General features: G+C 40.5%; 16 protein-coding genes. 1 reads left to right on the top strand and 15 read right to left on the bottom strand.

Going from position 1 to position 22877, the window contains the following annotated elements; all coding sequences use genetic code 11:
* Window positions 1–9 precede the first annotated feature (9 nt).
* From KYS23_RS16815 to KYS23_RS16755, 13 genes are all read right to left on the bottom strand, one after another.
* Window positions 10–1725 (bottom strand): glycosyltransferase family 2 protein, encoded by a 1716-nt coding sequence (locus KYS23_RS16815; protein ID WP_218419487.1) that lies wholly within the window; start codon window positions 1723–1725, stop codon window positions 10–12.
* An 87-nt stretch (window positions 1726–1812) separates the two neighbouring features.
* Window positions 1813–2892, bottom strand: coding sequence for a dTDP-glucose 4,6-dehydratase (gene rfbB / locus KYS23_RS16810; protein ID WP_218419485.1), 1080 nt, complete (start codon window positions 2890–2892; stop codon window positions 1813–1815).
* Between the two features lie 18 nt (window positions 2893–2910).
* Entirely contained in the window at window positions 2911–3771 is an 861-nt protein-coding gene (rfbD, locus tag KYS23_RS16805; protein ID WP_208806307.1) for a dTDP-4-dehydrorhamnose reductase, read from the bottom strand.
* A gap of 9 nt (window positions 3772–3780) precedes the next feature.
* A complete protein-coding gene (gene rfbC / locus KYS23_RS16800; protein WP_218419482.1) occupies window positions 3781–4326 on the bottom strand; it encodes a dTDP-4-dehydrorhamnose 3,5-epimerase in 546 nt (181 codons plus the stop codon).
* A gap of 43 nt (window positions 4327–4369) precedes the next feature.
* A complete protein-coding gene (gene rfbA, locus KYS23_RS16795; protein ID WP_218419480.1) occupies window positions 4370–5254 on the bottom strand; it encodes a glucose-1-phosphate thymidylyltransferase RfbA in 885 nt (294 codons plus the stop codon).
* A gap of 27 nt (window positions 5255–5281) precedes the next feature.
* Window positions 5282–6595 carry an alginate O-acetyltransferase AlgX-related protein gene (locus KYS23_RS16790; protein WP_218419479.1) on the bottom strand — a complete coding sequence of 438 codons (1314 nt, stop codon included), beginning with the start codon at window positions 6593–6595 and terminating at the stop codon, window positions 5282–5284.
* A gap of 22 nt (window positions 6596–6617) precedes the next feature.
* Window positions 6618–7172 (bottom strand): hypothetical protein, encoded by a 555-nt coding sequence (locus tag KYS23_RS16785; RefSeq protein ID WP_246604464.1) that lies wholly within the window; start codon window positions 7170–7172, stop codon window positions 6618–6620.
* A 257-nt stretch (window positions 7173–7429) separates the two neighbouring features.
* The gene (locus KYS23_RS16780; protein ID WP_218419477.1) at window positions 7430–10465 is read right to left on the bottom strand and encodes a glycosyltransferase; all 3036 of its coding nucleotides are present in this window, start codon (window positions 10463–10465) and stop codon (window positions 7430–7432) included.
* 77 nt (window positions 10466–10542) lie between these two features.
* Window positions 10543–11676: a dTDP-4-amino-4,6-dideoxygalactose transaminase gene (gene rffA, locus KYS23_RS16775; RefSeq protein ID WP_218419475.1), complete on the bottom strand. Its 1134-nt coding sequence runs from the start codon at window positions 11674–11676 to the stop codon at window positions 10543–10545.
* 21 nt (window positions 11677–11697) lie between these two features.
* Window positions 11698–12390, bottom strand: coding sequence for a CatB-related O-acetyltransferase (locus KYS23_RS20865; protein ID WP_274608568.1), 693 nt, complete (start codon window positions 12388–12390; stop codon window positions 11698–11700).
* 6 nt (window positions 12391–12396) lie between these two features.
* Window positions 12397–13584 (bottom strand): ATP-grasp domain-containing protein, encoded by a 1188-nt coding sequence (locus tag KYS23_RS16765; protein ID WP_218419473.1) that lies wholly within the window; start codon window positions 13582–13584, stop codon window positions 12397–12399.
* 27 nt (window positions 13585–13611) lie between these two features.
* Window positions 13612–15288, bottom strand: a complete 1677-nt coding sequence (locus KYS23_RS16760) for a hypothetical protein (RefSeq protein ID WP_218419471.1) — start codon at window positions 15286–15288, stop codon at window positions 13612–13614.
* 52 nt (window positions 15289–15340) lie between these two features.
* Window positions 15341–17962, bottom strand: a complete 2622-nt coding sequence (locus KYS23_RS16755; protein WP_246604462.1) for a glycosyltransferase — start codon at window positions 17960–17962, stop codon at window positions 15341–15343.
* Window positions 17963–18497: 535 nt separating this feature from the next.
* On the opposite strand from KYS23_RS16755, the gene KYS23_RS16750 reads away from it, so the two are divergent.
* Window positions 18498–19421 carry an alginate lyase family protein gene (locus KYS23_RS16750; protein WP_218419467.1) on the top strand — a complete coding sequence of 308 codons (924 nt, stop codon included), beginning with the start codon at window positions 18498–18500 and terminating at the stop codon, window positions 19419–19421.
* 25 nt (window positions 19422–19446) lie between these two features.
* Here the strand turns inward: KYS23_RS16750 and KYS23_RS16745 are convergent, their stop codons facing one another.
* Window positions 19447–22026 carry an asparagine synthase-related protein gene (locus tag KYS23_RS16745; protein ID WP_218419465.1) on the bottom strand — a complete coding sequence of 860 codons (2580 nt, stop codon included), beginning with the start codon at window positions 22024–22026 and terminating at the stop codon, window positions 19447–19449.
* A 12-nt stretch (window positions 22027–22038) separates the two neighbouring features.
* A complete protein-coding gene (locus tag KYS23_RS16740; RefSeq protein WP_218419463.1) occupies window positions 22039–22860 on the bottom strand; it encodes a class I SAM-dependent methyltransferase in 822 nt (273 codons plus the stop codon).
* Between the last annotated feature and the right edge of the window lie 17 nt (window positions 22861–22877).

Below are 22877 nucleotides of genomic sequence, written 5' to 3'. Positions count from 1 at the left end.
TATAAATTATCAATATGAAGCTAATAAAACACTCTGCTCTTCTTTTGTCTTAAGCGCAAAGTTTTCGCGTTTCAGCGTTAAATTAGGGTTATATGCAGGGTCATGTTCAATAACATGAGACCACTTTGTTTGTAGATATTCAAGCTCGCGATTAAACCGAGCCGCCTTTTCAGGCGAAATATCTAAACCTCGACTGACCGACTCATGATGATACAGCTCTGCCTCGGCGCAATATAGGTTTCTAACACCCAACTCTCGCACCCGTAAACAGAAGTCGACATCGTTGAAGGCCACCGCGAGGTTTTCTTCGTCTAGGCCACCTACTGCACCAAAATGGCTACGCTTTACTAACAGACATGCCGCAGTAACCGCACTGTAATTTTGCGTAGCAGCAAGTCGTTTTAAGTATCCAGGGTGATAGCGTGGGAAATATTTATGAGCGTGACCTGCTCCACCGCCGTAGCCGAGAACTACGCCAGCATGCTGTATACGACCATCTGAATAAAGTAGTTTAGCCCCTACGCAACCAATATCTTCACGCATCACATGGCCAACCATATAAGTTAGCCAGTCAGGGCTAATAACTTCAATATCATTATTTATTAACCCTACTACGTCTCCTTTAGCATGTTTTACGCCAAAGTTGTTTATTGCAGAGTAATTAAATGGTCCAGGGTAGTTTAATACACGGACTTCGGGCAGTTCTGCTAATGTCTCGAAATATTGAATACTTTCTATTTCATCCGAGCCGTTGTCGATGAGAAGAATTTCGTAGTTTTTATAGCTAGTTTTTTCGCGAATGGAATCTATGCACGCTTTTACTAATTCACGGCCGTTTTTCGTTGGGATAATAAGACTAACAAGTGGCTGCGAGTCTAAATTCCATAGCGCACTATTAACTTGAGTTTTTTCACCTATCTCTATTGAAACATGCTTGTGACGTAAAACGCTATTTTTCAAAGCGCACAAGCCAGATGTAATTAATTTATCGCTTAGATTTAAATGAACAAGTGTTGCGGTGCTATGGTTTACTTTAATGTCTGGTTTCGAGAGCCATGCTTCACAGACCAATGAAGATATATCTGAATACTTACCCATTGGTAAAGACTTTAGTTCCCGAGTATTAAACAGAACCCCTGATAGCACATAAGCGGTTGATATATGTAAGTCAGGATTCCAACTAGGTAAAAACCTAGGGCGACAGCGCTTACCTTTGCTATCAACCTCGTCAGTATCACTATAAACAAATGCTGCATCACCCAATGCTGCCATGAATGAAGGCAATGCATTCTCAGCTAACGTATCTCCGGCATTTAATAGCAAGGTAGGAAAACCTTCATCTAACCTTGAAATAATATTCGCGATTTCAACGCCTATTTCGCTTGGTTCTTTATCAATGGAGATCGCAAAATAGGTATTAACTTTCTGTGCTTTTAGAGAGGCGATAGTAACTTCGGTATCTTCTATTCCAAAAATAATCGCTTGGCATTGATTGTTTACTGACACCTGAGGTGAAGAGATTAAGTTTCTGTCTTGATTTATCAGATGGCGATTGTATGCTTTTTGCGTATCTCGTTTAGTAGGAGCACCATAAAAAAGTCCCGATTTTCTTACCGCTTGTACATAGAATACCGTTAACGACTCATTCTTTTTAAGTTTATCTTTTAAAGGTTTTGGGATAAGTTTTAGGGCGGCTCGCAAAGAGCGCATAGCAGTTTTTTTCATGTACTCACTACATTACGTTAATTAGCAAAAAGCCGCTTCGTGCTAGCGAAACGGCTTTATATTGTAACACGACAGTATCTATCGGTATTAACTTCCTGAACCTAATCGCTCACCTTGGTAGCTACCATCCAAAACAGCTTTCCACCAGCCTTCATTACTTAAATACCATTCAACGGTTTTACGAATACCGCTTTCAAAGGTCTCTTGTGGTGACCAACCTAACTCACGTTCAATTTTAGATGCATCAATCGCGTATCGCATATCGTGACCAGGGCGGTCAGCAACATAAGTGATTTGCTCTGAATACTTACTGTCTTTAGGTTTAACATCATCCAAAATGTCGCAAATTGTATTCACTACTTCAATATTTTGCTTTTCGTTATGGCCGCCTATGTTATAGGTTTCGCCAATTTTCCCTTCAAGAGCCACTAGCACCAATGCTCGAGCATGATCTTCCACATATAACCAATCGCGAATTTGATTACCTTCACCATAAACCGGTAGTGGCTTGCCCGCTAAGGCATTTAGAATAACTAACGGAATTAGCTTTTCAGGAAAATGATACGGGCCATAATTGTTCGAACAGTTGGTTACCAATGTAGGTAGCTTGTAAGTACGTAACCATGAACGCACCAACTGATCGGAAGACGCCTTACTTGCAGAATAAGGCGAGCTTGGCGCATAAGGCGTAGTTTCAGTGAATAAAGGTAGCTCTGTACCCTCTTCTACTTCATCTGGATGAGGAAGGTCACCATACACTTCATCAGTTGAAATATGGTGAAATTTAAAGCCTTCTTTTTTCACATCATTAAGCGTTGACCAATATGCACGTGCTTGCTCAAGCAAGGTATAAGTACCTACAACATTGGTTTGAATGAACTCACCAGGGCCGTCAATTGAACGATCTACATGAGATTCTGCCGCTAAGTGCATAATGATATCGGGTTGATGGGTATTAAGAACGGCTTTTACGCCGTCGACATCACAAATATCGACTTGTTCGAACGCATAGCGCTCGTTATCTGATACAGACAAAAGCGACTCTAAGTTACCCGCGTAAGTAAGCTTATCTAAGTTTACGACTTTATGTTCTGTATCATTAATAAGATGGCGAACTACTGCCGAGCCAATAAACCCCGCACCACCTGTTACTAAAATTGTGTTCATACGTGTGTTACTCAATAATTATGCTTTTAACTCATCCATCATGGCAGACAATTGAGTACGCCAATGTGTAAGATTAAGTGATGAAAAAGTATCTCGTGTGCTGGTTTTATCTAGCACGCTATAATGCGGTCGTGAAGCCGGTGTGGGGTACTGAGAAGAAGGAATAGGCAATACCGGAATAGCCGAAGACAACAAACCTTTTTCAATACCAAGCTCTTGAATGGCTAACGCGAAATCGTACCAACTAGCTACGCCTTCATCAGTCCAGTGATATACACCTTGGGTTTTATTTTGCGCTGCACTTACGCACACTTCTGCCAACCCTTTAGCCCACGTAGGCGTGCCAATTTGGTCGTCAATCACCGACAATTGCGGTTTATCTGCCATTAAACGCAGCATGGTTTTCACAAAGTTATTGCCATGTGATGAATACACCCACGCAGTACGAATTAAGCAGCTTGCGTTAGGCAGTAGTTCCAGCAAGGCTTTTTCGCCATCTGCTTTGGTTTTACCGTAAACCCCTTGAGGCTCAATAGTGTCATCAGTGAGGTAAGGCGAACCTTTGTGACCGTTAAATACGTAATCTGTAGATACATGTACTAAAAATGCACCTGACTGCTTACAGTACTTCGCTAAATTTTCAACGGCAGTAGCGTTGATCGCGTGGCATAAGTCGAAGTCTTCTTCAGCTTTATCTACCGCAGTATAAGCCGCCGCGTTAATAATAACGCTTGGCGCTAGTTTGCTTAGCGTTTCAGATAGTACAGATTCGTTGGTAATGTCAGTATCTTCAGGGCCTAAACAAATAGTGTCTTCACCTAAAATACGCACCAACTCAAACGACAATTGGCCAGCATTGCCAATAACTACAATACTCATGTTTAATCCTTAAAACGTAGGGGCATCGACAAACGCTACGCCGTTTTCATCTTTTCCAGATAAAGATGGCTTTTCACCGTTAACTAAAGGCCAATCGATGTTTAAAGTTGGGTCGTCAAACTTAACCGACACTTCTGACGCTGGGTGATAGTAGTCGGTACACTTATATACGAACTCAGCAGACTCACTGGTTACATAAAAACCGTGAGCAAAACCTGCAGGTACCCATATTTGGCGTTTATTTTCAGCCGACAGTAAAACGCCAACCCACTTTCCATACGTAGGTGAATCTTTACGCATATCAACAGCGACATCATATACTTCGCCGCTGACTACGCGAACCAGTTTACCTTGAGTTTGTTCTAACTGGTAATGCAGCCCACGAAGAATACCTTGGCTACTTTTTGAGTGGTTATCTTGTACAAAGTCGACGTCTGCACATTCTTTCTTAAACCAGTCAGTTCGGAAGGTTTCAAGGAAGAAGCCGCGTTCGTCGCCAAATACTTTCGGCTCAATGATTTTCACGTCTGGGATGTCTGTCGCTATAATTTGCATTGCTGTGCACTATTCCAATTTGTTAGCTGTAGGTTTTTTATAACTACGCTTTCACGCGATCGTTTATGACTTTCATTAAATAGTCGCCATACCCACTTTTCTTAAGCGGTGCCGCTAATTGCTCTAACTGCTCAGCGTTAATATAACCCATGCGATAGGCAACCTCCTCGGGACAACACACCTTCAAACCTTGACGCTTCTCTATAGCTGCAACAAAATTTGCTGCATCTAACAATGAATCAAGAGTGCCAGTATCTAGCCAAGCTGAACCACGGCCCATTAACTCAACCTTCAAGCTGCCGTCTTGCAGATAAAGGTTATTAAGATCGGTAATTTCAAGCTCACCACGATGTGAGGGCTTCACTTCTTTAGCAAAATCTACCACACGATTATCATAATAATATAAGCCAGTAACCGCGTAATTTGATTTGGGTATTTCAGGCTTTTCTTCTATAGAAAGCGCATTCCAGTTGTCATCGAAGTCAACTACGCCATAGCGCTCGGGGTCGTTTACGTGATAACCAAAAACGGTAGCACCGTGCTCTTGCTTAAAAGCATTTTGAAGTGACCGTTTTAAATCATGACCATAGTAGATATTATCGCCAAGTACTAAAGTACAGCTATCACCGGCTAGGAACTCTTCACCAATTAAAAACGCTTGGGCTAAGCCATCTGGAGAAGGTTGAACAGCATACTGAACGTTAATGCCTAATGCACTGCCATCACCTATAAGTTCAATAAAACGTTGCTGCTCTTGAGGAGTGGTAATGATGAGAATATCTCTAATACCCGACATCATTAATATCGCTAGCGGGTAGAAGATCATAGGCTTGTCATAAACGGGCATAAGCTGTTTACTGACTACTTTAGTTAATGGGTGCAAACGTGTGCCAGAACCACCTGCTAGTATTATTCCTTTTCTGTTCATACAATCTCCACGTTTCAAAAATACCTGTCAGCAAAGCATTTCGCTGAAGAATTCGATATAGCCCTCACATTCCTTGGGAACTGACTTGCTGTAGGGCTTCTCTATTTTAACTCTACATTTTTTTTCTTCAATGTATTTAATAATTGAGTCGTTAAACTTGGGAGCTTTGATAACGAATCTTGCATTGGTCTGCATGCAAATATAGCCTGGTTTTAAGGTGTCTATGACCTCATGATCAACATTTCCAGCGCTATGAACAAAAACTACTGTTTTAAACAACCTACATAAATAATGAAACATTGTATACGATGACGATGACCCAAATATTAACAGCGTTTTCTTCAATCTAGCTTCATCGTTATGCATGACTATAATGCGCCCAAAATTTTCGATATTGTTGTCAAAAATGACTTTCTGTCTGTAATTGAAATTTACTATGCTATCTTCGACGTGACGTTGAGGCGGGAAAAGCTTAGAGCCTAAATCTCCAGTGACCTCCCTCGAACGATACCTGTCCGATTTAAAAACTTCATTCGTATCAATACAATCCCCTACTAATTTTTTAGTCAGTAGTATTGATGCTTCTTTTGCGCCATGTAAAGACCAATGAGTATCACACACTCTAAAAGAACGCTCGTTTAGACTTTTAAGTTCTTCGACAGGCAGCAAAAAGCTGAGCGTCTCTGGAACAAGGCCCCTCAGGGTCCTTATTGGCGCTTTTTTCGAAAATTTATAAGGATAGAAATCCTCATAAACCATCTCTTTCGAAGGTGCTATTAACATGCAAACCGGCAATTTTCTAGAATGAGAAAACTTATCTAGTGACAACAAGTAATTTTTCCACTCGTGTTGTGCGGTTCGTGATAACTTCAATTTTCCAGTGTGTTGTTCAATGCTCTTGTTCGTATCGTTATCTAGAAATAGCCATTTATCTTTGCCTTTTAAAACTTTGAACTGTCCATCCACAGAGCCTGAAAGCAGCTCGGTGAATTTGCCATTTTCAACAATACCCAGTGAAAAGCTAGACTGCTTTAGTTTAATTCGCTCTGAAAACCCGCATTTGAGCAATGGGTGATTTTCAGCTTCGTGGCCTAATACTTTAGAAATAACATCAGGACGGTTGCGGGAAATGGGTAGCTGAATTGTTTCATTGCCATTTAGCAATACCAAAGATAACGAAGTGAGGCTTTCACTTAATACCCACCCTTGAAAAAGAAGGCCGTGGTCTTTAAGTTCTTTATCATCGATAGTTTCATTTCTCGTTGGAAAATCAAGGTGCCACTGAAGAACACCTTCATCAGATAAGCTCGCTCTATCCGAGCTAATTGAGTAAACAGCCATTAAAACTTCCTTTTGCTCTTTATCATAAATAATCGCCCACTACTGCATACTCATGTTTTAAATAAGGCTCCAACTGCTTGAGACTAGCAGGAAGCTTTTGTGAACGTGGAGTTCTTCTATTTACCTCAAACTTCTTAAAGTTGATTCCTAACATTTCCGATAATTTTGTAAGGTCATCTATATAGTTATGCTTTGAGCCTACAAATTCGAATTTTTCAATGGGAACTGATTTAAAGAAATTGGCGTAAGCATGTGTAAAGGCTTTAATTTTATCTTCGAGTATCAGAGCCTTAACTATATCTTCCTGTGAATTAAAACTACTTTTCGGTAAACTGGTTTTGAGTAAGGAAAAGTGAGGGTGCCTCTCTTTTAAAGCAATAAGGTGACCTACAAGCGACCATAGCCTTTCGATAGGGTCTCTAACCCACACCGCCCTTTTAGCAAGAGGAAATAAGTATTTATGGTTCTGGTCTGGCTTAAAATGACCATGAAGGACTTTTGCTTTTGACGGAACCCAAATATCTCGGCCTTCCGACATAGTCGATGCACCTGTATTTTCATATATACCGTACACCATGCGCCGCCCCAAGCCTGCCTCCAAAGCTAACCGAAGAGAGCTTCCCGCAGTTTTCGGTATATGATGGGAAAGCAAGGCCACATTCCTATGTGGAGAGGTTTGTGAACTCGCCTGAGGAGAAAGCAACTTTTCTACTTTCCAAAAGGGATGGATCCTATACGACATAAATTATAAATATCTGAAAATATTGATGCTTAGAAATTTTTTATTTTCGCTAAAATTAAACCGATTAATTTTTCACTACACTTATTAATCACTCAACAGGCATTTTTACCATGGCTATCTAGAGTATTTAGATAAACTTCTCTCAAAGCTGACTCATAAGCTGTAACCGAATACTCTTTCTTCGCTTTTGCTCGAGCATTTCTGCTCATTTTAGTATATGCCTTTTTTTCGTTAACTAGCTTTATTGCCATATTCACAAGGCGATTATAATCGCGGTAAGGCACTAAATAACCTGTTTCACAATCACACACTAGTTCAGTCAATGCTCCGTGTTCGTAACATAAGGATGGCTTACCATACGTCATTCCCTCTAAAACTGTCCTTCCAAAAGACTCTGCGAAGTGCGAAACATTCAGCACTACATCTAAATTTTTATATATATCGTCAGGGTTACTCATATAACCAACGTACTTAACCAGGCTATGCAGTCCTTGCCTCTGCTCTCTTTCGAGCTTTTCAATGAAGTCTGTTTTCGGACCAATTAAGACTATCAGCGCATTGTTTATGCCTTGCTCTTCCAATAACGCTGCAAGGTGAATTGCATCCATAACTCCTTTCTTAGCAATGTTGCTACTCACTAAACCAAATCTAACCACTTCACCCAACTCGCAGCTAACATCCCGCATCTCAACTTCAGGAACATTAAACACATTGTGAATTACTTTAATCTTAGAATTAAAGTCATGGGAACCTGCTACACAGTCTAAAATATCGCTCTTCATTTTCTGAGAGTTGGCGATTACCATATGCGAGTAATCAAGGACTCTTTTATACCCTTCTGATGCGGTTGTGCATAGCGTCTCTCTTAAGGTTGCATCAGCGCTGAGTAGCTCGCGAACATGAGTTACAACAGGAATGCCTTGTTGTCGCGCAGCTTCATAGACATTGTGCTGAACCATAGTATTAACATGAATTAAAGCTATGTCTTCTGCCTTAAATAGTTCTTTATATTGAACTAAAACTTCTGAGGAAAACGAAGCTCCTCGTTGCCACCATATGTCGTTTATGAAGTAAATTCGACTGCAGTAGGGCTTAAGAGAGTTTATATAAAGCTCATTCTCTGCTGACGGCAAAGCGACAACCACATTATAACCATTGTTTGATATGGCCTTTACCATATCCACAAAACTTAGTTCTGCGCCAAAAATCGTACTGTCTGCAGCGTGAGCACACAGCAGGACAGATGTGTTATCGTTTATTCCATTTCCATTAATGTATAGTGGAATTTTACCAGCCTCAGTGTCTATCTTATTTAACTTTAAAACCGACTCGATAGTGAGCTTCTTATAGTGTCTGAAGAACGATAGAGGTAACGATGGTCCTACTTCAAAACCTTGGTGATTCCCTGTTTGAATAAAGTGAGTAATAGGGTCAATATTAAGTTCTTGGATTGGCTTATACTTTCGAACGTACCAGCTTTCAGACCAATGTGGTGAATAGCGAAGTATATCCTCTAGACGAGAAGGAATTGCATTAGATTGAAAGTCACTAAGAAGGGAGTCAGAAATAGGAAACTTTCTTACTTTTTCATTTTGCGCTACGTAAAGCTTCTTAGTATTAGTTCTATGCCATAGCCTCGCACTATTTATGTAGTCCTTACGCACGCCAGAAAACTGGGTTATTAAATGAGAAAATTTTGTCTGTGTCAGGGATGAATCATCACTCAACCCAAAGGAAAGTGGGACACTAGGTAATACTTCAATAATGGCTGACTCACCGTAATAAGCAATGATCCGCTCGTAATATTCCGTATCAGCTCCGAACCTTACCTGATCCCAATAGCCAAGCTCATTGAGAACTTCTCTAATTATCATAAGTGACGATACATTTCGGTAGATTAACGCATCTTCCATACGCCAACGTTCAAAATATAGTGAATCACTACATCTAACCCAGTACGAAATACTGGCTTTGCCTTTTCTAGCCTCTATACTTTTAACTTGTAGCTCTATTTTGCTTGCATGGGAAAAATCATCTGCATCATGTACTGTGAGGTACTGACCCGAAGCCCTGCTCATTCCCTCATTACGCGAAGCATAAGCACCAGTATTTTCCGTCTTTCGTATAAGCCAAAATGTTTTATCGCCAAAGAAGCTATTATTTTCTTCAATCCAGCTTTCTATCACTTGGACTGTTTGGTCACTACTTGAATCGTCAATAATAATTACTTCTAGTTTGCTCCACGTTTGTGCAAGCAAGCCATCAAGAGCCCGTGTAATATATTTAGCAGCATTAAAACAAGGTACAACAACACTAACTACCTCATTGTGTTTACTTGTCGCAAGTCCTCGTGAGCAGATATTATTCAATGAAAGCGGCAAGGCTTTGTTTTTCAATGCTATTAACGGTAGGTTGTTTTTTTGATAAGTAAAATTGATATTTTCTAACCTAATAGCATCAGACAATGCTTTTTGCTTGTGGATTAGATTAGACTTTAACAGCGATACGTCACTACCTTCTGGAAATTTCTCTTTTGCAACTTCGAGCCACTGGTTAGCCTCCTCAAAATATCCTAGCTCAATACAAAGGTGTACTAGCAGTAATGTTGGCCCTGGGTGGGAAGGGAATACAACTTTTAATTCATGAAACTGTTTAAGGTACTTTGCGGCTTTCTCAAACTCTTTTTTCCAAGTAAACCAGCGTGACAAAGCCCAAAAAGCATAGCTTCTTTGAAGGGGACTTGAGTCATGAGCATTTAATAACGCCTCAAGTTTCGGAACCATAATATCATCTAGGCCAGCCCATAAGTGCCTTTCATAAGGCAATGCTAGATTTTTAACAGGAACCCTCCCTTCTCGAACTCCATGTTCAAGATAATGTATTAACGGGTTAACACCAGATTGCTTAATATCTTCATAATTTGATAGATACCAATCCCCATCAAAGTATGTCGACACTCTCAAGAACCATGACTCAGGATGGTGCAAATAGTATTTAATCGCTGTTTTTTCAGAAGTAATCGATACTTCCGAAGCCACTTGCTCTGCGAAAAACTGCCAGTTAAAAAAGCTCGAGCGAAGAATAAGCTGTATAGCTTTTTTCTCCCGGTATCTAAAAGTTTCTGCCAAGACAACTTTTAGTTTAGATAGAACAGTAGACGTCACGAAGAAGCTCAGCTGCAAAATAATATTTAATAACAGTACTTTTATTCAAAGAAGCTGCTAACTGAAGATACTACACTTGAAACATCACTTTCAGACATTCCGTAATACAATGGAAGCCTTAACAACCTTTCACTTTCGATAGTGGTGTACTTATCTTCACCTGAAAAACGGCTTGTGCTTTTGGCAGCAATTGCAGAGTGTAATGGCACATAATGAAAAACTGCAAACACTCCATCCTTCTTGAGATGCTCTATCATCGCACTACGCTCGTCACTATCTTTGAGCTTTATGTAAAACATGTGCGCATTGTGTTGCACATCACTCGGTACATTCATACCTTCGATAAGTCCGCGACTTATCAGATCAGAAAGCCCTTCAGCATAACTAGCCCATGCAGAAAGACGGTTGTCATTGATCTCTTCCGCTTTCTCGAGTTGCCCCCAAAGATAAGCTGCCTGTAATTCACAAGGCAAATAGCTGCTACCAATATCTACCCAACTATACTTATCTACCATGCCTCGAAAAAACTTACTTCGATTGGTTCCTTTTTCTCGAATAATCTCCGCTCGCTCAAAGTATTCGTTATGGTTCACAATTAGCAAGCCACCTTCTCCACCACTTGTGTAGTTTTTGGTTTCATGGAAACTAAATGCAGCTAAATGCCCTATTGTGCCAAGCGGCTTTCCTTTGTAGCTACTCATCACACCCTGAGCGGCATCTTCAATCACTACAAGGCCATGCTTCTCAGCTATAGACATAACATTATCCATATCACAAGAAGTGCCGGCATAGTGCACGGGCACAATAGCTTTAGTCTTATCAGTGATAGCTTCCTCGATAAGTGTGTCATCAATATTCATTGTAAGTGGGTTTACATCAACAAATACAATGGTAGCCCCACGCAATGCAAATGCGTTTGCCGTGCTAACAAAGGTATAGCTAGGCATGATGACTTCATCGCCTTGCTGCACATCAACAAGTATCGCAGCCATTTCTAGCGCATGAGTGCAGGAAGGTGTTAATAGTGTTCTACAACTATTACCAAGGCGGTTTTCGAACCATGTTTGACAACGTTTAGAAAATTCACCGTCCCCCGACATTTTGTTGCTAGACATGGCTTCTAATACGTATTGCTGTTCATTTCCCGTTAAGGGAGGTTTATTGAAGTAAATCATTTACAAGTAGAAATCCTAAAATTACTCAGCGCTAGAAGAAATAACTTTGTTTAAGCTATCAAGATCTGGGGATTCTGAAAGTACACCGTAATGCTTTTTAATTTTTTCATCGCTCCATTCCCACCATTTTAATAGAGTTAATGCCTTGATAATAGCGCTATCGAAGCGGTACTTGATAATCTTTGCAGGATTGCCAGCCACAACTGCATAGGGCGGGACATCCCTAGTAACAACTGCGTTCGCTCCAACGACCGCCCCATCGCCAATTGTTACCCCTCTCAAAACAACGGCCCCTGCAGCTATCCAGACGTCGTTACCAATTTTTAGTTCAGAGGCTAACCTGTCATACGCAGGCGGAAGTTCTAAAGGGCGTAGCTTATCTCTGTCATTATATAAAAAAGAGTGCTGAGTAACTCTTTTAAAGTCATGATTCGCTCCCCCTATAGATACATTCCAAGATATACTGCAGAAAGCACCTATGTCTGCGGCTATGACTACTGAGTTCATACCCGTATATGTGTATTTACCTAGATTCGATTTATAACAGTAGTTGTTCCGATCTAACCTAGCCCTATAAGATAAGCGACTAAATTCTACTCTGGTGTTGTCTCCGACTGTCGAGTATTCTTCTAATGAACTGCCCAGTACTCTACAGTCTCTATATATATTTGCAGTCTCAGAAATTTTATTGTCGTTTAGCATTTCATGTGACATGCTTTTCTAGTTCACTTCAAAAATAATTTCACTGGCTAGTTTTCTAGCTTTCTTTTCCGCCAACTCTGCGCTTGCCCCTTTGACAACGACATCGCCAAGCCTATCAGGGCCGACTTTAAATGTTCTTACATAATCGCCAAGTTTAACATCAATATTAAGCTGTACTAAATCACTATCGTTCTTTACGTGTTCAGGAACTGTTATAGATTTTATTGTACCTGTACGCTCACTCGTAAGTAAAAGTGATGCATTTGGCTGCATTTTAGCCGGCTCATTTAGAACCCCACTACCCATGCTAATATTCAATAACAACTCATAGACGTCATAGTCGCAAAAAGTAGATATATTTTCGGGAAGACATGTTGCTCCCATTCTCGCACCTAGCTCAATAATAAATGGCGTTTCATCAACTATCATCAAGTCAACATTAACAATTGTATCCGTTATGCCCACTGATTTAATAGCTAATTCCGTTACCTTTTTGACTCGCTCAATTAAGCTATCGCTTAAACTACAAGGGATAGAATGTCCTACAGGTGTATTCGTTGGAGGAGCTGAGACGGTATCATTGTGTACGTATATAGCCAGTACGCTATCACCAATCACTACTGCTTGAGCGCCAATTTCATGGCCATCTAAAAACTGCTCCACAATAACTTTATTGTTTCTAGTATGAGCGGCAGCAGTGGAAAACGCAGCCTCAAAATCACAGTTGTCGTTCACTTTTATTACTCCGCGACTTCCAGAAGAGTCTGACGCTTTGACCATTACGGGGTAGCCTATTTCTTCGGCAGCTTTTTGAGCATTCGACGTCTCACTGCTAAGAAACTCAAAGTACCTTGCTGTGGGAATGTTGTTGTCGACAAGACACTTTTTCATTAGGGTCTTGTCCATACTTATTAACGATGGCCCGTATGAAGTACCCCTAAGGCCTAGCTCATCAACAATTTTACCAATTGTCGGTACTGCTACATCTGTACCCGTGGTCAATACAGCGTCTATATCTATTCTACGTGCATGAGCTAGTACATTTTCAACGTCAGTTGTATCTGCCTCTATGAATTCATCTGCGTATGAGATGCCTGGATAAGGCCCTTGAGGGCTAACCACTATAGTGTGAAGATCTAAATCTCTTGCCTTTTTTATTAACGGGAGTTGATAAACACCAGCGCCTAAAATCATTATTTTTTTCATATTACCCGCCAACACGTTTGATTAGCATCAAGGTTGATTAGAAGTATTCTTTATTTTTAGTCGAGTACGAGCATCTTCTATCATACCTTTGAATGCTGTCTGCCATTCAGTAGCTACATTTTCAATAGAATTGCTCTTTACTGCAGTATTACAAGCCTCTTTTAACTCAGTTAAAAACGGAGCGTCTTGAACCTTTTCAAATACATCCTTACATTCTGAGATACTATTAAATTTCCCTTCCTTTGGGACGATACCACCCACATCGCAAACAAATGGGCACACTACAGCAACGTTCTCAAACATTGCAGCTTGAGCACCTTGTCCTCCTCCAGTCATTCCTGGTATTACAAAGAATACATCGAGCTTACGTAAAAATGAGCGAATTTCTGTAACGTATTCAATGTATACAATTCTATGCTTCTCAACTAGATACTTAAAATCTTCAGATAAACCAGCTATTTTTTGCATGTCCGTTTTTCCTACGAGTACCCAAGTAAGGCTATCGTTATCTAGAAAAATGCTAGCTATAGTGTTTATCTCACTTTCGCTTAGGTTTGAAAGGCACTTCTGAATTCTATTTCCACCGAGCACTGTTGCGACAACGATACTGCCATTGTCCACTTTAGGAAACCAACCGCTGTACTCATTGCTATTCTGAAAAAGCATGAAAGGCTTAGGCACTTGGTATGTTAAGCCTTTAAAGCGCTTCGTGAATTTCTCTGCGGCTTCGTCACTTGTAGCTATAACACCATCAAACCCAGGTGCTGGCGTACCATTGATCGAAGTAGGAACAACACACGTTGCGAAGTACGGAAACATCAACTTTCTGAAAAATGTACTTTCGTATGGACCGCCAATATATATGATTAGATCAGGCTTTATAGAAGAAACGTGGTTTACGGCGTCGATAATCTTCACATTCTTGGTAGAAGCGTCATTTTTCATGTCTATATTAGAGTACAGGTGCTCCCGCTTTCCTCCGTTTGACACCCAATGATTAACTTGTGATTGCGTAACCTCTTCAGTTAGTGAAGTTAACCTGCCATAGGGAGAAAAATTCTCACTCTCACCGCTAATTATTAAATGAAACTCGTTTTCTTCTGATCCATTGGTCACTAGTTCTCTTAACAGATAGACAACTCCCATATGGGTACTATCCGTTTTCTGTGGCCAAGTGGATATGACGCATGCAACTTTCAGTGGCGCGTCGGATGAGATAGAAGGACTGATATCAGTAGCTTTATCTTGGAGATCTACAGCAATATCACAAGATTGAAGCTTTGATCTCAAAGCGAGTATTTTTTCGGAATGCGGTTGGAAGTGCCTTAACGCGTTTCCCCCCATCCTTCTAAATACTTTGTTACTGAGCGAATGGATACCGCGATAATCTTCTACTTCGTTCGATTTCGTAAGTACTGTATCTACAAACTCATTCCAAATCTCGTCGTTTACTATATCGACTTCTAATAAAAATGTTATTTTCCAAAGCATTGACGCTTTACAGGACTTAACATTAGTCAATAGAGTAACCACATCATTTTTGTTTAGACAATTTAAGCTATTGAGTTTATTTATTACAGAAACTGCAGTGCTAAATTCGGCTTCGCTTCGCTTTTCAAGTATTTCAGTAATTTCGTCACTGAAAGCTTGCGCCCCCTCTGCATCAAATTTATTTAGGAGGTTTTCTATTTTAGCTTCTTCCATTTTTACTTGTACATCCAGGTAAACCCGCTTTAGAAATTTGGTAAATAACAAATCACAGTCTAGCTACGTGCGCTTTGTAACTAAACTTACTTCGCACTAGGTTTAGCCCCTTTTCCACGTACTCGTCATAAACACTGCGGTTTGTAACTATATTTTTGACAGCGCCTTTAACCTCGTTTTCATCAACGTATATAGCTGCATCACCAAATAAGGGCTTATAAATATGAGGTAATACAACAGGAACACCTACAGCCATCGCCTCTAGCACAACCCTGCCAAAGGACTCAACCCAATCTGCATGAGTGTAATAAACAAAAACGTCAAGTTTAGCAAGGAACTCTTTTGGTGACACTTCTCCAAATTCGAAAACTTCCCAATTATTCGGTATCTCACCAATGACACTTTTAACAGACTGTACGCCTCCGAGAACGCTTACTTTGACATCTTTTCCTGCAGGATATATTTGCAAAAGCGTTGCTTTATCACCAGGCCACTTGTGCAAGCTATCTCTTGAATGGCGACCTATTTTGGGACAAACATTATTCGGCTCATAAGCCCCCCTAAACCATTCTTCCATATCAATAATATTAGGCCAGTCTTTTGCAGCAAGCTCGATATTGTGAACTGTATCTGCGTGATGGGTTATTAATGCTTCCCGCACTGCTGGTCCGATAGGGAACCATGCTGGCTTTTTACCAAATAGACTTTCTGCCTGCTTATTAGCAACGTCAAGCTCATACCTTAGCGTTGCGTTTTCACCATAGTCACTCATGGGAGGTTGGTTAACTATTACAGATACTCGCTGTGTATTGATCTCTGGCACATATTTTTGCTTATACTGCAAAACTGGAGGATAACGTAAAATAAGATGTTCACATGACGCCTTTTCACCATAAACAACCATTTCAACTGATTCGCCGTCTAGTAAATCTCTTATTTTTGCATTAATTTTCTTTCTAGGGTTGTAGTCATAGCGATACATCTGTACCAAGCCTGTTCTTAACCCAGCTCGTTTATTTGCTTTAATCTCCTCAACACTGGAAAGCGTAGAGCCGCCATCTAATCGAAAATCAGAAGCTATAATAACGTCAAAATGACGAAAGCCATCGCTGTCCTTAGTCGCTCTTTGCGGTCGCATTGGTTCTGGAATGTCGAAGGGGCGGTTCTCAAGAGGAAATGCATATTTAGTGATCGCGTCGTTCTTTTTATGATATTCGAGATAACTCTCAAAGTAGTCTTTACGCGCTCCCATGAAGAAACCATGATAGCCAAACGCAGAACTTCCTGTTAGTGACTCACTAGACTGTCGTTGAAAGGACAGAGGAGCAGTTACAAGGTCAACTACAGCTCCAGCACCGAAAGATTTTTTCAAACGCCTAATGAATTCAGAGTCTGCTCCAAAGCGAACACTATCCCAAAACCCTAACTTGTTCAGAACTTCAACGCGTCTAAACATGAATGATGACATGTTAGTGAAAATGTAATGCCCGAAATTACCTCGGCGATAGAATGTCATATCTGGGTTGGAGCGCGCTTGCTTCGATGTGTTCCCCAAGACCTCTGGATTTTCTAGTAGGTGCTTAACCTGCAGTTCTAGTTTCTGAGCGTGTGACCAGTCATCAGCATCATTACATGTTACAAATTCACCCTGCGCTTCTAATAATGCGTAATTTCTCGCTACATAAGGCCCACCATTCTTTGGCACCTTAACTAGCTTTATTCGGCTGTCTTTTTCAGCAAAACCCTGCACCACCGCCCTAGTATTGTCTGTGCTACAATCATCAGCAACTAATACTTCAATGTTTTCCCAGGTCTGTTCACACAATGACTTTAACGCTACACCTATCGTATCTTCAGCATTGTATGCAGGTACAATGACGGTAATTAGTGGCTGTTCGGCAAAAGGAATCTCTGTCTTGTTAGTAGTTTCGGTATACAAACCTACGTATGGCTCACAGCCTTCAGTCTGATTTATACCTATTTGCGATAGGCCGTAATCGCGATATATACGATTTATACGTACTAGCTTTTTATCTAATGATAAATGCGTATTAGCAAGCGCGAGATTTTTGTCTGGGGCATTTTTAGCTTTCTTACTTTCCGACTCGATAATTTGCTTAGCGCTAGTTCTATGCCCTCTTGCTAACAGCGCTTCTACGCGCATGATTATGTACTCATCACGTGTCTTTAAGCCATAGATGTCATGCTTTTCACAGTAATCCAAGTACTTAAGCGAATCCATAGCACCTTTTTCTGTACCTAAATTAAGCGAGTAAAGCGCCAATTCTTGAGTTGCAATAAGCTTTTTAAGTTTACTGCCTCTTTTGAACGAAGCTTTAAGATCTTTTAAGCCCTCCGCTTCAAAACCATTATTCAATATTTGACGTCTTATTAAATCAACACTTTTCATAGAGGCTTTTAGACCTGGGATGGCCCCGCTACCACGCTCTACGCTTTTAGAAGAAGCATACTTTCTTCTTTCACCTTCACGTGAGTGGGCAATGTCGCCTTCTATGGCGCGCCTTGGTTTTGTAAAACGTCCTTCCGACTCTCCATGCATAATGTAATGAAGAAAGGGGTTCATACCCACTTCATGCACATCATCGTACTCTTCTAAATACCAATGACTATTAAACCAAGGATTGGGGTTACGCCCTTCTCGTGCGCCATGCATAAAATAGTGCTGAATAGGTTTTTTGGACCAATATTTGTGAACTGCAATATCTGGATTCGTTTTGAGGTACCACTCTGAATCAAATTTGCCACTTTGATTAATAATATTGGTCGAAAGTTCGATCTCTGACTTCTTAGAAGATGCCTTAGAAAATACCCTACGAAATCCTTTATTTAACGTTTTAAATACCATGTAAAAAGACAACCGATAATAAGTAATATTGCAGTTTATAGATTAAGACAACTTGAAAAGTTGCCAATTGCTTCCTGACCCGATAGTTTATCGTATTTCGAATTTTGTAGCTACCTAGTCCGTTCACCTTTGAAAGAAGCTGATGCATAGCAAAAGGAAAGTACTCTTGAAAAGAAACATAACATTATTAATGGTTTGTGTATTTTTAGTGCCGCTGCTATTTACTACATTGACCCACTGTAAAAGCTTTACGCACCCTGGAATATTAAACTCACAGGACAATTTAAAGAGGCTACACAAGAATTTTGCTGAAAATAAAATCTCTTCTAAGGCACTTAGCACATTGCTTGACAACAAATTCGCAGATATAAACCGCCCATACACCCCTTATGCTGTAGTTAAAGTTGAATCACATGTTTCTAACAATTATGAAAAGGCATTTAGAGGGGATGCCCATGCTGCTAGGGCGAACGCACTGTTGTGGGTGATGACAGGCAAAAAGCAATATCTAGTAAATACAAAGCGCATTTTGAATGGATGGGCTGAAACATTTCAGACAATTAAGGTAGTAAAAGGTAATAGAGCTCAAGCTTATCTAGAAGCAGCTTGGACGCTGCCAGTGTGGATAAGTGCAGCAGAAATTATCCGCTATTACGACAATGCTAAAGGAAACTGGAGTGAGGAGCACGTTAAGCAGTTCGATGAGTTTGTACTGAAATTACACGCGTTTTCAAAGAAAGCGAAAAAGCCAAACAATTGGGGGGCATCAGCTTCACTAAGTGATGTAGCAGTAGGCGTTTACCTTAACGATTACGCCATCTTCAATGAAGGAGTTAAATCGTTTAAACACTATTTAAAAACCTTAAGTACCGAAGATGGTGCTTTAACATCTGACTATTTAAGAGACACATGGCACCCGCAATACACGTTGACTGCATGGATCCAAACAGCCGAAATAGCCTGGCACCAGGGTGTTGATTTATACGGCCTGCAGTTTAAGGGGGAAAAGCAGTCCAGGCTTAAAACTGTTTTAGACCACTTTTCTAAGCTTTTCATCGGTGAGTTAGCTAACCCAAAAGGCCTTAAAAAGGGGGATTATGAAAACGCTAATTTTAACCGACCTGGATATCAAATAGCATTTAACCACTACAATAATCGGTTAGAAAAGCAAGAGCAAACGGAAGCTTTTAAAAAAATGGTGCAGACTTGGTACCCTGGCGGTTTCAAAGACCTATTTATGTCGTGGGATGGAATTACTCACAAATGAACACCCCATGCATGAACTTTTCAATCTAACCAACCACCTGTGTTCGCGCAATAAGGGGCTTCGCATCCCCTTCTCGTTTTATAAAACCTCTAACAGCGATTTCCGCGCTATTATCGTAAGTAGAAATATCAAACTTTGTTAGGTTATCTGCCTTGTACAAATGTTTATCAACCACCTCTCCATTAACAACTAAATAGAAAGCGTAAACGAAAACCCCATCTAAATGGTCTTGATTGACATGTGTAGAAGCAATTAACGAACCTTGGTTTACTTCGCAAGTCACAGTTATTAACTCAGGTTTTAAATTGAGTCGATTAGCTTGCTGACATTTTTCACCTTTAGGTTGGTGCTCAGTCACTTTTACAGTTTCACATAAAGTAGAAAACTGCATATTCGAAACCTGCTCGACAAAACTAACTAAGTGCCTAAACTTTTCTATCAAATGTTCATCGGGCTCATAGTGAACATTTTTACCCAACAAACTTGCTTGCCCCCCTTTGCCAAAACTCCAACTATGAAGCAGTATTGTTAAACAGGGCAGCTTGAACTTAATGCTAAGATAAATTAAATGGCAGACCTGCTCAAATGAGGTGCTATTGAAGTTTAACCCTCTAACTTTGTCACCAATACGATAACTAGTGAGTGGCACTTCGGATAGAGAGACACTTTCAAAAACGCCGTTACCAATAATTGAAGACCGCGTTTCAAAGTAATTTTCATCCACATTATCCAATAGAGAACTATCAATGCTAAAGCCCGCATTTTTAATGCAAATTTCCATATTTGGGTAAATGTCCAACCTACCAGAGCGGAAAGAAGTGATTGCTTGTGAATTAGGCATTGCTGACTCAATGCGCTGTTTACCCCAGAGCAGTACTTCTGTAAGTTTCTTTTCGTCTCGATACCACTCGTGCTGCAAATTGAGGTGCTTCTTGATGCCTTCGTCTATAGAAAATGCATGACAATGTAAACCAATTTCAGTGTGCTCACGATTGAAGAAAGATATAACGCGCGAGAATTCATCACTACCACTCAAAAGTGGCGAGTAACTCTCAATAAAATACGTACAAGGAATTTTCTTCGACAGCAGCTCGGACTCGAGCACAGAACCATCACCAAAATCAGCAAAAATGAGCTTATCTACTTCATTTTCATACGCAGTTTGACTTGCGTAATAATCACTTATTGAAAATGCTTCAACGTCGACAGACAGGTTAAAATGAAGCTGGTGATTGCTATTTAGGGCCTCAATTTCAGATTTATATTTTGATTTTATTTCCTCAAAATTCTCTGTGACAGGTTGCTTTGTAGAAGCGGTGATTTCTTCATCTAGAGCAAAACTATCACTAAGCACATTGCATGGGGCCAGGAGATTATGATGATGTCTAAACCATTTTGTGTAGAGATAAACTGATTCAAGAGTTTGGTTGTGACGTCTTAAGAAGGGCTGTTCGCGCTCGTTATTGACAGTTTTTGCGGGGTCTAGTGTAAACCAATCTAAAATTCCACCTGCATTGCCAAAATCTTTTGCCAACCCACCTATTTCATCAAGCATGAACTTAAGATTTGCTTCAGAGTGTTTAACTATTGGCTTTTCCGTCCACCCTATTTGTTCTGGTTCGGGACTATTTGTTGAAGGAAGTACGGCAACCTCCGCATTGATTTTCTTCAAAACATCTGGGTAAAAGCTAGGGCTTAGACGAATTGCAGGATCAATCTCTGTGGCCAATTGAAGTAGCCTTTTATCCATAAAAGGCAGCTCTACCTCTATATGCTTCCTTTGCGCTGCAATTGAATAGCCTACCGCTCGAGCACCGCGATTGTTTATAAGAAAGTTTAACGCCCGTGTTTCACTTGGGTACTTAGCTAATTCATCTGCAAGCGCCTTTCTAGCAAGCTTTTCTAACGTGTTATAAACAGGTTTTGAAAGCACGGTTGACGGAATCTGTACTCTGAAACGACGGAAAAATTCATCAGAGTCTGGAGACAACTGGTCGTCATCGATACCTTGCTTCATTCCTCTAAAAATCAAATCGCCTGCATATCCATCAAAATTTACATGGTTTCTGGTAAGCGGAGTTTTTTTGAGAAAGTCATGCATCCAAATATGCATATTAGTAGAAAAAGCACTTTCTGTTAGCGCTTGCTCACTAAATGACTGATAATAATTATCAGATAACTCGATTATGGTATGAGGTACGCTCAGACAGTTGGTTACTTGTGCAGCAAAAACTTGTTCTTTGTTATTTCCGCCATCATAAGTCGTCGTGTAAGCCTCAACATTTCGTTCGGGCGCTACTTTTCGGATGCCAGCCAGTATTGCTCTTGAGTCCCACCCCCCACTTAGAAACACTACGGGGTTGAAATTAGCTCGATGCTGCAGTAGTGTTTCAAGAACGTGAAGAAAAATATCCGCAGCTTGTTGAGTAGCATACTCATAATTAGAAATTGTTTGGACTACAGGTTCTAAATGAACTCTCTCTACAGGAAGATTTAAATCTGCTGGCTCAGTGGTATCGACATCTTTTAAATAGCGAGCATTTCCCAAAGGGTAACCAAAAAAGAAATAGCTAGCCCACGCTTCCCAATTAATTTGTTTACTCATGGCATAACACTGCTAACTAAAATCAAGTTTTGAAACAATTGAATCATTTGGCTCTGATATTGTGACGTTCGGTTTATTGTCCAAGACATTGTTTTCATCACTATATGAAAGAACGCCTACCCCCTTTTCAAGCGAGAAAAATTCCAACGACATTTTGGTCAACTCTGACCATGCCTCGCAAATTTGCGTCTCCTCTTCGCGAATAGTGTCGTCCATCCATACCTGAGAGGAGGAATGAAATTTATCAATCACAGCTGGTACTGCTGGAAACCGGCTAAATTTGCACGTTTTTCCTGGCGGGCCATCAACCCAGACCAAATCGACCGAGTCTAAATTATCCAAAACTTTAACATCATACCAATAGGGAGTTTCATCCTCAGGGGCAAGGTGACTACCCAACCAAGGCACCAAGGGCGCAATTGTCAGGTTGACAAAACTCTCCAACCCTTCTTTTTTCAAATTACTCTGTGTTTTACCGCCGAACTCATCGCTATCGTCAAACGAATAAAGTTCTCCGCTTCCATTTTGCTTTAAGGCGTCAGCAATCACAATTGTCGATGCTCCACTACCAAATTCAACAACGCAGCTGGGCTTTGATTCAGTAATGAAAGAGTGTAACTTTAGAAGCACATCAGGCGACGTCGCCCAACCTCTTAGTGGAGGGAGCTGGTTTTTCAGTGACAACTTCTTTTCTAACCAAAACAAGCTTTCCAATTGAGAATAAACTTGGTTTACCAGATTGCGGTGCGTACGCTCTTGTTTATCAATACGTTTGAATAAAGCTTGCTGCAAAGACGTTATTAGACTTTCAACGCTTTTTCTTGATTCACTCATAAAATCAGCTCTCCCCG

The organism is Alteromonas lipotrueae (genome assembly GCF_019249255.1).
GTDB lineage: Bacteria > Pseudomonadota > Gammaproteobacteria > Enterobacterales > Alteromonadaceae > Alteromonas > Alteromonas lipotrueae.
Note: the sequence above shows the minus strand (reverse complement) of the source record. Positions and strands in the feature narration are given on the sequence as shown.

Coding starts and splice junctions, on each gene's coding strand:
- rfbD (WP_208806307.1), bottom strand. CDS start 3,771: ATGAGTATTGTAGTTATTGGCAATGCTGGCCAATTGTCGTTTGAGTTG.
- KYS23_RS16755 (WP_246604462.1), bottom strand. CDS start 17,962: ATGCATGGCGCACGAGAAGGGCGTAACCCCAATCCTTGGTTTAATAGT.
- KYS23_RS20865 (WP_274608568.1), bottom strand. CDS start 12,390: ATGTCACATGAAATGCTAAACGACAATAAAATTTCTGAGACTGCAAAT.
- KYS23_RS16740 (WP_218419463.1), bottom strand. CDS start 22,860: ATGAGTGAATCAAGAAAAAGCGTTGAAAGTCTAATAACGTCTTTGCAG.
- KYS23_RS16765 (WP_218419473.1), bottom strand. CDS start 13,584: ATGAAAAAAATAATGATTTTAGGCGCTGGTGTTTATCAACTCCCGTTA.
- rfbB (WP_218419485.1), bottom strand. CDS start 2,892: ATGAACACAATTTTAGTAACAGGTGGTGCGGGGTTTATTGGCTCGGCA.
- KYS23_RS16760 (WP_218419471.1), bottom strand. CDS start 15,288: ATGGAAGAAGCTAAAATAGAAAACCTCCTAAATAAATTTGATGCAGAG.
- rfbC (WP_218419482.1), bottom strand. CDS start 4,326: ATGCAAATTATAGCGACAGACATCCCAGACGTGAAAATCATTGAGCCG.
- KYS23_RS16790 (WP_218419479.1), bottom strand. CDS start 6,595: ATGGCTGTTTACTCAATTAGCTCGGATAGAGCGAGCTTATCTGATGAA.
- KYS23_RS16785 (WP_246604464.1), bottom strand. CDS start 7,172: ATGGTGTACGGTATATATGAAAATACAGGTGCATCGACTATGTCGGAA.
- KYS23_RS16815 (WP_218419487.1), bottom strand. CDS start 1,725: ATGAAAAAAACTGCTATGCGCTCTTTGCGAGCCGCCCTAAAACTTATC.
- rffA (WP_218419475.1), bottom strand. CDS start 11,676: ATGATTTACTTCAATAAACCTCCCTTAACGGGAAATGAACAGCAATAC.
- rfbA (WP_218419480.1), bottom strand. CDS start 5,254: ATGAACAGAAAAGGAATAATACTAGCAGGTGGTTCTGGCACACGTTTG.
- KYS23_RS16745 (WP_218419465.1), bottom strand. CDS start 22,026: ATGAGTAAACAAATTAATTGGGAAGCGTGGGCTAGCTATTTCTTTTTT.